The organism is uncultured Parabacteroides sp., from assembly GCF_947855115.1.
GTDB lineage: Bacteria > Bacteroidota > Bacteroidia > Bacteroidales > Tannerellaceae > Parabacteroides.
Genome location: NZ_CANTZW010000003.1, coordinates 241,598 through 253,636, shown reverse-complemented (window position 1 = coordinate 253,636; position 12,039 = coordinate 241,598). Strand labels below are relative to the sequence as shown.

The following is a 12,039-nucleotide window of genomic DNA, read 5'->3' as shown; positions in this document are numbered from 1 at the left end:
CGACCCTAACCTTGGCAAGGTTATGCTCTACCAACTGAGCTACTTCCGCATTGTTTTATTTCTCTTTTGCGAGTGCAAAGGTAGTACAAATATTTATACCGCCAAATATTTCCGCTGAAAAATTTAATTATGGATGTAAATTTTACTACCGTTTGTATCGACGATATATTGTTTGAGGGCTTGTTTTTCCTCAGCGCAAGGTCCTTCTACCGGATTACCGATACCGTTTAGTAGTTCAAATTTACTACCGCATTTCGGACAAATCGCATATATGGCAGATTCGTCTACTTCTACGATGACGTTGGTGGATGCCTCATGTGGGCAAGCGGCATCAAATGCGAAAAACGCTCCGGTTCCGTTACTGGACAATCCGTGATAAACCAGTACGCCTCCGAAACCTGTCCGCTCGCCGGCTTGGTCTACATCTTTAGAGGTATAGATCTTGTAGGCCTGTATAGCGTTCAGCGCTTTATCCTGGTAAGTCAGGTCTAGCTCCAGATAGACCGCACGATAGGGGATACGGGTCTCTATCGTATCTGTACAAGATAACAGCGTAAACAAGGCCAAAAGTGGGAATATCCGTTTTATCTTATCCATGGATCAACTTCTTTTCTGCTTCATTCATCCGTTCGAAAGAAAAAGAACCTATTACATTACGCATCATGGCGGTGATCGGTTCATTGCATAGATTACCGATACTGCCTTCGTGCGTATGGTTAACGCTCTTCGAAGGAACGAATTTACCGGCCTCGATATCCAATCCCACTTGCTTATAGGCATCGCGGAAAGGCGTTCCGGCCAAGACGCGGCGATTCACTTCTTCCACGCTAAATAACAATGAGTATTTATCGTCATCCAATATATGCTCGTTCACTTTTACCTCACGCATCATATGGGTTACCATGCGTAAACAATCTTTCAGCTCGTCGAAAGCCGGAAGGAAGACTTCCTTGATGATCTGGAGATCCCGGAAGTAACCGGAAGGTAGATTATTGCTGATCAAGATGATTTGCTGGGGCAGGCCTTGAAGCTTATTGCATTTGGCTCGTGTCAACTCGAATACGTCCGGATTTTTCTTATGCGGCATGATGCTGGAACCGGTCGTGAACTGATCCGGCAGTTTGATGAAACCGAAGTTCTGGCTGTTAAACATACAAGCGTCGAACGCCAGCTTGGAGAGCGTCGCGGCGATGCCCGCCATAGCGAAGGCCACGGTACGTTCCATCTTGCCTCGTCCCATCTGAGCGTATACCACGTTGTAGTCTAGCGAGTCGAAACCTAATAAATCTGTTGTCATCTGGCGGTTTAGCGGGAAGGATGAACCATATCCTGCGGCAGAACCCAGCGGGTTACGGTTGCAAATACGGTATGCGGCTTGCATGAGTTGCAAATCGTCTACCAGGCTCTCGGCGTAGGCGCCGAACCAAAGCCCGAATGAAGAGGGCATAGCCACCTGTAGATGCGTATATCCGGGAAGCAGCACATCCTTGTACCGGTTACTTTGGGAGATCAGAACGTCGAACAAACCGGAAACCAGATCAACCAACTCCTGTATTTGCGAGCGGGTGAAAAGTTTCAGATCCAGCAAGACCTGATCATTGCGGGAACGTCCGCTATGAATCTTCTTGCCCATATCACCTAAGCGGCGTGTTAGCATCAATTCCACCTGCGAATGTACATCCTCGATACCTTCCTCGATGATAAATTCCCCACGGTCCGCTACGGCATAAATATTCCGTAATTCAGCTAATAATACGTTTAGTTCCTCTTGGGTCAGCAAGCCGATACTTTCCAGCATCGTGATATGTGCCATAGAGCCTAATACATCATATTTAGCGAGGTAAAGATCCATCTCACGGTCTTTGCCTACCGTGAAGATATCTACTTCTTGATCTACCTGTACATTTTTTTCCCAAAGTTTCTGAGCCATAATGAAAAAAGAATTAATAAGGCAAGGAGGCGATCACGGTCGAGATTTTATCGACAGCCTCTTGCAAAGGTTTCGATACCATTGGTTTCAGGAACGGATTCAGATCGGCGCGAACCGTGATTTTCAATCTCGTGTCGTTCTCGGCCACCTGTTTCAGTTGTATCCACAAGAAAAGGGGAACGGGTGAATTGGTCGTCGTGAACTTGATCAATTTATTCGGTTCTCTTTCTACGATCTGGAAGGTAATCTTTCCAACGGGATCGACAGCGAAACTACAGGTATCGCTGTCGAACTCAAAATTTTTTATTTTATCTTGCGGGATGCGATCCTTGATACGCTCCAAGTTGGAAAGATCGGACAGCATCGTGAAGATACGTTCATCATTATGTGGGATCTGTTTGATCTCACTCACAAATTCTTCAGTCATTGAATGTTTTTTTGTTTATTATTTATTTCGGATCCCAATTAGCCGGGTCTTTACGCCATTCCTGAAGAACCGCGATCTCTGACTCATCGATGTAATGCGTGCGGACAGCTTCTTCCAATACCGCGTCGTAGTTACTTAATGTAGTCAATGTCACTTTTGCCTCCTTGAAAGCGGCTTCCGCCACGGGGAATCCATAGGTGAAGATCGCTACCATGCCGGCTACGTCGCAACCAAAGTTACGCACGGCGTGTACTGCTTTCAAGCTGCTACCTCCCGTGGATACCAGATCCTCGATGATCACTACTTTAGAACCCGGTTTCAACTCTCCCTCGATAAGGTTTTCCAATCCATGGTCTTTGGGCGTAGAGCGGATGTATACAAACGGCAATCCTAATAAATCGGCAACTAACGCGCCTTGAGCGATCGCGCCTGTGGCAACACCGGCAATGGCATCTACATTCTCGAATTTTTCACTAATCACTCGAGCTAACTCCAATTTGATGAAGCTACGAACGACCGGATAAGAAAGGGTTTTCCGGTTGTCGTTGTAGATCGGAGATTTCCAGCCGGATGCCCAAGTAAACGGATTGGCCGGTTGCAACTTTACGGCTTTAATCTTTAATAATTTCTCTGCTACTAAACTTTCCAGTGTTTTCATACAATCCTATATTTATATCAGTTTGCAAAAATAGATAAACTGAATGACATTACCTTGAACATAGCACGTTAATTTTTTATTAATATTTATGCGACAGACAGGGCTAAGACGCTGATGCGTATGCCCGGAATTTCCGATAACGCCTGTGCGCAAGCGGAAATCGTGGCTCCGGTGGTGATTACATCGTCTATGAGTAGGATATGTTTGTTTTTTAAGTTTTCTGAAGAAACGACATTAAAAATAGAATATACGTTTAACCAGCGTTCATAAATGGTTTTATGGGTTTGGCTACTTGTGGGGGTAACGCGGGCCAAGCTCTGCGTATCGATGGGGATCTCTAAGATGGAACGGATACCGGAGGCGATCCACTCGGACTGGTTGTAACCTCTCTTTCGTTTTTTTCGGGGATGCAAGGGTACGGGGATGATTAGGTCCGCGGTACATATCGGGCTGTGGTCTGCGTTGAGTTCTCTGGCGATTTGCCGTCCGAGCAGGTAACCTAGTTCTTTGTTCTCATGATATTTGAGCGAATGAACTAGGCTTTGTACTTTCCCGCCTTTCTCGTATCGTAAATATGCGGTGGCATATTCGATCTTGTTTTTACCGGTGAACAGTTGCTCGACGGGGTTACCCGCCTGCTTATGATATCCCGTATGCGGTAGGTCGCATAGGCATTCCAGGCAAATTTGTTCTTCTCCTTCGATGAGTGGTCTCCCGCATATTTTACATGCGTTAGGGAAAAACAGGTTGAGCAGGTTACTCCATATCGTCGGCATAATCTTCGCGGTCTGTTCCGTGGGATAATTGGCTAAGGCAATCCAGTGCGATCCGGCTCTCGAACCCCCTTCCGGCGGCAAAACGGAGCAGCTTGTTGAATATGTCCCGCTTGTCTTTACCCTTAGTCGATTTCTTTTTGCTTTCTAGTAAGTCGAGTAAGACGGAGCGGTATTCATCCTCGTCGATGGCGGCGATAGCTTCTTCCCGGATATGGGCGGGGATGTTTTTCTTATAAAGCTCGTAAGCTATTTTTACCCGTCCCCATTTGTTAAACCGGAGTTTATCGTTCACGAAGAAACGGGCGTAACGGGATTCGTCGATAAATCGCTCTTCCAGCAATCGGGCGATAATGCGTTCGGCGGCATCTTCCGGAAGTCCGGCGGCATCAATCTTTTTTTGCACGTCTTGTATGCAACGTTCGGCCGTGGAGCAATAGGTCGCTGCCCGGCGCAACATCTCGGGTTCGGTTATCTCTTTCATCTTTTTGCTTTTACGATACGGTCTTTCCCGTATAGATCTTGTATTAGTTCTATTTCTGTATAATTTTCTTGGTCCAGCATCTTCATGGTCTCTTTTCCGCAGAGAGCATTGATCTCGAAATAAAGATGTCCGCCTTCTGCCAAATGTCTTTGCCCGAACCGGGCGATGGCCTTGTAAAAGAGAAGTGGATCATTGTCGGGGACGAACAAGGCTAGATGAGGCTCGTTCTCTAGGACATTGGCGTCCATGGTCGCTTTCTCCTTATCCATTATGTAAGGGGGGTTACTGACGATGCAGTTTAAGTTTTCTATAGGGGAAATCGCGGTTCCCTCCGTATGGGGGGAGAATTTCCTGTACGTGAAACTTCTGTTTCTCTTGCATGAAACTTTAGTTTCCCGTACGTGAAACTTTTGTTTCTCCTGCATGAAACTAGGATTGCCTTCGGAAAGGATGTCCAATTCAAAGAAAGATACGGAAACCTGATTCATCCGGGCATTCTCCTCGGCTACGGCGAGCGCTTCGGGCGATATGTCTACCGCTGTTACCTTGGCCTCCGGAAGGTGCTTCGCCAAGGCGATGGCAATACAACCGCTTCCTGTGCCTATATCCAGTATATGAGGTGCTTGGCCTCGGTAGTCCGCGATGATCCGTTCGACCAATTCGGCGGTTTCCGGACGGGGAATCAAAACGTCGGGAGTCACCTTAAATTCCATCCCGTAAAAATCCGCTATGCCCAATAAATATTGTATGGGCTTGTATAAACGCAGTCCTTCTACAATCTCCTTAATTTTAAATTTCTCCGTATCAGATAATTCTTTACCTTTGCCTAGCAGAAGTTGATGGGTAGAAAGGCCGCAAACTCGTTCCATGATTAAACGGACAAGCGCTTGAGCTTCACCGGGTGGATAAATGTCTTTGAGGGATTTTCGAATATAGGCGACGGTCTCAGTCATACTTCTCTTGTTTTATCGCGAAAGTAGTGTAAAAACCATTTATATGCAAAGATTATGGTAGAGGTTGAAGAGAAATACATGGCTCGTTGCATCGAGTTGGCCAAAGGCGGGAAGGGGAATACCAGCCCGAATCCGATGGTCGGTGCGGTCATCGTGCATAAGGGCCGTATTATCGGTGAGGGATTTCACAGGAAATGCGGAGAGGCGCACGCCGAGGTGAACGCTGTCGCTTCCGTGAAAGACGAGTCTTTGTTGAAAGACAGTACGATTTATGTGAGTCTGGAACCCTGTTCCCATTATGGAAAGACCCCCCCTTGCGCGGAGTTGATTATCCGGAAAGGAATCCCTAGGGTGGTAGTTGGTTGCCTGGACCCTTTTCCCGAGGTATCGGGGCGAGGCGTACGGATGTTGCGGGAAGCTGGGATCGAGGTTGTCACGGGAGTGATGGAGAAGGAGGCCCGTGCGTTGAATAAGGCGTTTATGACGCTCCAGACGAAAGGCCGCCCTTATATTATCTTGAAATGGGCACAGAGCGAGGATGGCTTTATGGATCGTTTGCGCTCGGACGTGTCGGAGCCGGTCGCGGTTTTATCTTCTCCGGCGACTTCCCGTTTGGTGCATAAGCTGCGTTCGGAGGTGGCGGCTATCATGGTCGGTACACGGACCGCTTTATTGGATAACCCTTCATTGAACGTACGCCATTGGTCTGGTAATTCTCCGGTCAGGGTCGTGTTAGACCGTCGGTTGGTTATTCCGGATTCTTATCGGTTGTTGGATAATTCCTTGCGTACATTAGTATTTACGGAGAGGGAACGGGAGAACCGGGAGAACGTGGAGTATATCCGGATCGATTTCGATCGTCCGGTGATAAAGCAGGTTCTTGGCCATCTTTCTGCCCTGAAGTTAGACTCTTTGTTGGTAGAGGGGGGAGCTTGTTTGATTAACTCGTTCGTGGAAGCGGATTTATGGGACGAGGCAAGGGTGGAGACAGCCCCGGTTCGCCTATATCAGGGGGTACATGCGCCGGTGCTGAGAAAAGGGGCTGTTAGCGGCCTGTCTCGGCGTTCTGTTATGTGCTTTAAAAATCATGACTATGAATTTTAAGGCTCATATAATCAACTAAAATATTATAAATATTAGCAGGTATTAGGGTGAAAGCAAAAAATGTTTCTACTTTTGTGCCTTTATATGCGACAAACTTATGTTTTTGATGAAAAATAAATTAGTACTATTTATAACAGGTTGTTTTGCGTTAGTGTTGTCCTCTTGTTTGAACTCGGATGATATCACTGATGTAGAAGTAGTTAAGAATTGCCAGATACATACTTTCTCATTAAGTCATGACTCTGTACCGGGGTTGGATACCGTGAAATTTACGATCGATCAGCTAACGGGACGGATTTTTAATATAGACTCGTTGCCTTATGGTACGGAAATAGAGAAAGTGGTTTGTAAGATCGGGTTTGGCAATCTTTCCGTAGGAGGTGTTGAGGTCAGCCCGGAAGCTTATCCGGATTCCACTTATTATTTGAGTAGCTTGTCGGATTCCATTGATTTCTCCGCTCCTGTCAAGTTCGTGGTTCATGCGTACGATCAAGTCACCACCAAAGTCTATAACGCACAGGTAAATATCCATCAAGTGGTTCCGGATTCTATGGTTTGGAGTATGTACGCTAGTTCTATGATTGGTGTTTCCATAAAGGAGCAGAAGGTGGTCGCTTATGATTATAACGGATCGGAGAATTATTTTATGTATGTGAAACCCGCCGATTCCGGTAAGCCTTACCAATTATATTACGCACCGGTAGGCACGCCTGAAGACTGGCAGTCTTTATCCTTGACCGGTCTGCCTTCCGATGGGCTTTTGATCTCCCAGATTACCGAGTACGGTAATGCTTTATATATGCCGGGTACAAATGGCGATTTGTATAAATCCGAGGATGGTTTGGCGTGGAGCGTTGTAGAGAACGCCCCATCCGTGAGATACATCTTGGGTAGCGTGAAGCAGGGGGCGAGACAGGCTTCCGCGTTAGCTACGATCGTGGATAAGGATGGATCGCTTACGTTCTATTCGATGAATGAGTCTATGGAATGGACCGCCGGAGACGCGGTGCCTGGCGAATTCCCTGTTACCGGGTTTGGAAATCTTCAATATGCCGCTATGTATTATGAGTATTTGATGATCGCAGGCGGACGTACCGCGGATAATCAAGTGGTTAATACGACTTGGGCTACCATGGATGGGTCCTCTTGGGCGTTGATGGCTTCCGGCGACGCTAATTTCACGAAACGTGAGGGAGCGATGGTCGCCAATTATGATAATAAATTTTTCTTGATCGGAGGTATCGACGCTTCGAACAAGGCTTTGAAAGATATATATCAATCCATAGATTATGGAATCTCTTGGTCGGTGGTCGATTCGATGGTGGTGTTGCCGGCCGACTATGTGGCGAGAGGTTTCTCTTCGATCATTGTGGATGAAGAGAATTTCGTGAATATTTTCGGGGGAAAGACCAGCGCCGGATCCAATGACTTGAATCAACTTTGGAGAGGCCGTATCAATCGTTTGATCCCGAAGGAATAGAAAAGTACGATAGGAAATGAAGAGACTTCTCATAATCATCCTATTGGCGAGCATGGTTCCTACGCTTTGGGCGCAGGAATATAAGTACGAGATCGGTGGTATGGCTGGCGGTGCCTTTTATATGGGCGATGCCAACAAGAATACGATATTCAAAGGAATGAATCTGGCGGCGGGGGCTGTGTTCCGGTATAACATCAATTTCCGTTGGGCCTTGAAAGCCAACTTGATGTGGGGGCAGGTCTCTGGTAAGACCGAAGGAATGGAGAATGTTTTTCCGAATAACGCCCAGACCTCTTTCAACCGTAGCATCATGGAGTTGGGAGGACAGGCTGAGTTCAATTTCTTTCCGTATAGCGATAAGTTTGACTATGCGGGAGCGAAACGTTTCTCTCCTTATGTCTTGGTGGGCATAGGGCTGACGGTGGCGCCGGGGGGCGGGAAGACTTTTGCCGGCCCGAATATACCTTTGGGCGTGGGCATGAAATATAAGATCAAGAACCGCCTTAACCTAGGGTGCGAGTTCTCGTTTCGTAAGTTATTCGGGGATGGCTTGGAGGGAAAGGATATGTTGGATGATCCGTATGGTGTCAAGGGTAGCGCCCTTAAGAATAAGGATTGGTACTCTTTCTTGTTGTTGTCTGTTACATGGGATTTCGGCCCGAGATGCCGTACTTGTAACAATGCGAAGAATATAGGTGAATATTAGACTTAGTAAGATAAAATAATGTCGTTGATTGAGAAAATAGACAAGAATCGCTTGCCGCGGCACGTGGCAATTATTATGGACGGGAACGGACGTTGGGCCAAGGCGAAGGGGAAAGACCGTAGTTTCGGGCATCAGGAAGGCGTTGTTTCGGTCCGTAAGATTATGGATGCGGTCACTCAACTCGGATTGAAATATCTGACGTTGTACACTTTCTCTACCGAGAATTGGAATCGTCCGGAAGAAGAGGTCCAAGCGTTGATGAGCTTGCTGGTCTCCGCTATCCACCGGGAGACTCCGGACATGATGAGGAAAAATGTTCGCCTTACTGCGATAGGCGATCTTTCCCGCCTTCGGGAGGATGCCTATAATACGTTGCAAGAATGTATCGATACGACCTCGGCGAATACGGGAACCACACTGATCCTTGCGCTTAGTTATTCTTCCCGTTGGGAGATTACTGCGGCGGTTAGACAGATCGCGCAAGAGGTATTGGAACAGAAGATAACTCCCAACGATATAACCGAGGCTATGGTCTCGGACCACTTGACGACCAAGAATATTCCTGATCCCGATCTTTTGATACGGACCGGAGGAGAGAAGCGCATCAGTAACTTCTTGCTATGGCAGTTGTCATACGCTGAGTTCTTCTTTACGGATGTGTTTTGGCCGGATTTCAGAGAAGAAGAGTTGTATGAGGCTATATTGTATTACCAGCAACGCGAGCGGCGTTTCGGTAAGACAAGTGAGCAATTAATCTTATAAACAATAGCTGTTATATGTACAAAAGAATAGTGCTGTTTTTTATTTGCTTGGGTTTCGCTTGCGGTGCGTTCGCCCAAGAAATAGACACAACCCAGGTTGAGGAACCGGCAGAAGTGCCGGTCATTTCGTACTCGTTAGCTCCGAAGAAATACAAGATCGCGGATATAAAGATTACGGGTATCAAAAATTATGATGATTTTGTGTTGATCGGCTTCTCGGGCTTGTCGGTAGGCGATGAGATTACCGTACCGGGGGAGGAGATCACTACAGCAGTGAAGCGTTTTTGGAGACATGGCTTGTTTTCGGACGTGAAGATATTGGCTACGAAGATCGAGGGCGACCAGATTTGGCTGGAGATCCAGTTGAAGCAACGTCCGCGTATCTCGCAAGTCAATTACCACGGTATCAAGAAAGGCGAGCGTGAGGATTTGGAGGCGAAGTTGGGCTTGAAGAAAGGTTTCCAGGTGACGCCAAACGTTATGGATCGTGCCAAGATCGTGATCCAGAAGTTCTTCGATGGCAAGGGTTTCAAGAACGTGGATGTCGAGATCGAGCAAAAGGATGATCCCGCGAATGAAGGCGAGGTTATCGTGGATATCAATATCGATAAGAATGAAAAGACCAAGATCCATCGTATCTATTTTGAAGGTAACGAGAAATTGACCGCCCGGGAGTTGAAGAAGGCGATGAAGAAGACGAACGAGAAGTTCAGCTTGCCGAACGACTGGAAAACCAGTATCCTGGAGATGTTCAGCACGAAGAAGTTCACCACCGAGGAATATGAGAACGATAAGAAAAATATAATCGCCAAATATAACGAGTATGGTTATCGCGACGCTGTTTTGTTGTTCGATAGCGTAGCGAACTTTAACGAGAAGAAGGTAGATATCTTCCTGAAAGTGGATGAAGGTGAGAAATACTATTTGAAAGATATCCGCTTCGTGGGTAATACGCAATATTCTACGGACTATTTGATGGCCGTGTTGGGTATGAAACCGGGCGAGGTGTATAATCAAAAGAAATTGAACGAGCGTTTGAGTACGGATGATGATGCCGTTTCGAATGTCTATTTTAATAACGGTTATTTGTTCTTCAACGCCGATCCGGTGGAGGTGGATGTGACGAACGATTCTATCTCGTTGGAGATCCGTATACAAGAAGGCCCGCAAGCGACGATCAACCGTATTATCATTAATGGTAACGACCGTCTGTATGAGGATATCGTTCGCCGTGAGTTGCGTACGAAACCGGGTATGTTGTTCAGCCGTGACGACTTGATGCGTTCCGTTCGTGAGTTGGCCCAGATGGGACACTTCGATCCGGAAAACATGAATCCGGTGCCGCTGCCTGATCCTGAGAATGGAACCGTTGATATCGAGTATAACTTGGTTTCCAAGGCAAATGACCAGATTGAGTTCTCCGCGGGTTGGGGACAAACAGGTGTGATCGGTAAGTTAAGCTTGAAGTTTACGAACTTCTCCATGAAGAACTTCTTGAACCCGAAAACGTATAAAGGTATCATCCCGCAAGGTGAGGGACAGACATTGACCTTGAGCGGCCAGACAAACGGACGTTACTATCAGGCTTATAGTATCTCCTTCATGGATCCTTGGTTTGGAGGAAAACGACCGAATACATTGTCCGTCAGCGCTTATTTCTCAAAACAGACCGATATCAGTAGTAACTACTATAATAATAATTTGGGAGGATATTATGGAGGCGGTTATTATCCTGGATATTATGGAGGTGGTTATTATCCTGGATATGGAGGTATTTATGGTAGTAATTACTACAATAATTACTATAATAATAGTTATGAGTATGCTTACGACCCCGATAAATCCATCATGATGCTAGGTGTTGCCGCTGGTTATGGTAAACGTTTGAATTGGCCGGACGACTACTTCCAGTTCATGGCAACCTTGAACTACCAGTTGTATATGATGCATGATTGGGACTATTTCTTGGTTAATAACGGAAACTGTCACAATATCAATTTGGAGTTGATGTTGCAACGTAATTCTATCGATAACCCGTTGTATACTCGTAGAGGTTCGCAATTCATGTTGTCTGTGGCGGCTACTCCTCCTTATTCTTTATTTGATGGCAAGGATTATGCGTCGATATCGAGCTCAGATCCGGATAAGTATAGATTCATCGAGTATCATAAATGGAAGTTCAAGGCGAAGATATTCTCCCCGTTAGCTCCGTTGACCGTGAAACGTACACCGGTATTGATGACTCGTGTTGAGTATGGTTTCTTAGGGACTTATAACAAAAATAAGAAATCTCCTTTCGAGACCTTCTATATGGGTGGCGACGGTATGAGTGGTTATTCCAGTACCTATGCTCAGGAAACGATCGGCTTGAGAGGTTATGAGAATGGTAGTATCGCCGGTAATGGTGGTTATAACTCTTATGGATACGCTTATTCTCGCTTGGCTATGGAGTTGAGGTATCCGTTCTTGCTGGAACCTTCGTCTACGATATACGGATTGGTATTTGTCGAGGCGGGTAACGCTTGGACCGATTTAAAAGATTTCAATCCGTTTAATCTGAAACGTTCCGCGGGTGTCGGTGTCCGTATCTTCTTGCCGATGATCGGTTTGATGGGACTCGACTGGGCTTATGGTTTCGATGAACCGAATTATGGTTCTAGTGGTAAACGTAGCGGTAGTAACCTGCACTTTATCATCGGACAAGAATTCTAAAAATATAGATCGGGTATTGTTCCGTTCGTAGAGACGGGGCGTGCCCCGTCT

12 protein-coding genes are annotated in these 12,039 nt (G+C 46.4%); 5 read left to right on the top strand and 7 right to left on the bottom strand.

Annotation, left to right across the window (positions count from 1 at the left end; all coding sequences use genetic code 11):
• Positions 1–123 precede the first annotated feature (123 nt).
• From Q0110_RS04480 to Q0110_RS04450, 7 genes are all read right to left on the bottom strand, one after another.
• Positions 124–597 (bottom strand): (2Fe-2S)-binding protein, encoded by a 474-nt coding sequence (locus Q0110_RS04480; protein WP_297903178.1) that lies wholly within the window; start codon positions 595–597, stop codon positions 124–126.
• The gene (gene argH / locus Q0110_RS04475) at positions 590–1,930 is read right to left on the bottom strand and encodes an argininosuccinate lyase (protein ID WP_297903175.1); all 1,341 of its coding nucleotides are present in this window, start codon (positions 1,928–1,930) and stop codon (positions 590–592) included. The genes Q0110_RS04480 and argH overlap by 8 nt, the downstream gene beginning before the upstream one ends.
• Positions 1,931–1,943: 13 nt before the next feature.
• Positions 1,944–2,357 carry an SRPBCC family protein gene (locus tag Q0110_RS04470; protein WP_297903173.1) on the bottom strand — a complete coding sequence of 138 codons (414 nt, stop codon included), beginning with the start codon at positions 2,355–2,357 and terminating at the stop codon, positions 1,944–1,946.
• A gap of 22 nt (positions 2,358–2,379) precedes the next feature.
• Complete coding sequence (gene pyrE / locus Q0110_RS04465) at positions 2,380–3,015, bottom strand: orotate phosphoribosyltransferase (RefSeq protein ID WP_297903170.1); 636 nt, start codon at positions 3,013–3,015, stop codon at positions 2,380–2,382.
• 86 nt (positions 3,016–3,101) lie between these two features.
• Positions 3,102–3,791 carry a ComF family protein gene (locus tag Q0110_RS04460; protein WP_297903167.1) on the bottom strand — a complete coding sequence of 230 codons (690 nt, stop codon included), beginning with the start codon at positions 3,789–3,791 and terminating at the stop codon, positions 3,102–3,104.
• A complete protein-coding gene (locus Q0110_RS04455) occupies positions 3,772–4,272 on the bottom strand; it encodes a regulatory protein RecX (RefSeq protein ID WP_297903164.1) in 501 nt (166 codons plus the stop codon). Before Q0110_RS04455 ends, Q0110_RS04460 begins: the two co-directional genes overlap by 20 nt.
• On the bottom strand, positions 4,269–5,225 hold the full coding sequence (locus tag Q0110_RS04450) for a HemK/PrmC family methyltransferase (RefSeq protein ID WP_297903161.1): 957 nt from the start codon (positions 5,223–5,225) through the stop codon (positions 4,269–4,271). Before Q0110_RS04450 ends, Q0110_RS04455 begins: the two co-directional genes overlap by 4 nt.
• A 54-nt stretch (positions 5,226–5,279) precedes the next feature.
• Between Q0110_RS04450 and ribD the strand changes: the two genes are divergently transcribed.
• From ribD to bamA, 5 genes are all read left to right on the top strand, one after another.
• Positions 5,280–6,329 (top strand): bifunctional diaminohydroxyphosphoribosylaminopyrimidine deaminase/5-amino-6-(5-phosphoribosylamino)uracil reductase RibD, encoded by a 1,050-nt coding sequence (ribD, locus tag Q0110_RS04445; protein ID WP_297903159.1) that lies wholly within the window; start codon positions 5,280–5,282, stop codon positions 6,327–6,329.
• Positions 6,330–6,435: 106 nt separating this feature from the next.
• Entirely contained in the window at positions 6,436–7,809 is a 1,374-nt protein-coding gene (locus tag Q0110_RS04440) for a DUF6242 domain-containing protein (protein ID WP_297903156.1), read from the top strand.
• A 16-nt stretch (positions 7,810–7,825) separates the two neighbouring features.
• On the top strand, positions 7,826–8,515 hold the full coding sequence (locus tag Q0110_RS04435; RefSeq protein ID WP_297903153.1) for a DUF6089 family protein: 690 nt from the start codon (positions 7,826–7,828) through the stop codon (positions 8,513–8,515).
• 18 nt (positions 8,516–8,533) lie between these two features.
• Positions 8,534–9,277, top strand: a complete 744-nt coding sequence (locus tag Q0110_RS04430; RefSeq protein ID WP_297903150.1) for an isoprenyl transferase — start codon at positions 8,534–8,536, stop codon at positions 9,275–9,277.
• A gap of 14 nt (positions 9,278–9,291) precedes the next feature.
• Positions 9,292–11,988, top strand: a complete 2,697-nt coding sequence (gene bamA, locus Q0110_RS04425) for an outer membrane protein assembly factor BamA (protein ID WP_297903147.1) — start codon at positions 9,292–9,294, stop codon at positions 11,986–11,988.
• Positions 11,989–12,039: the final 51 nt, after the last annotated feature.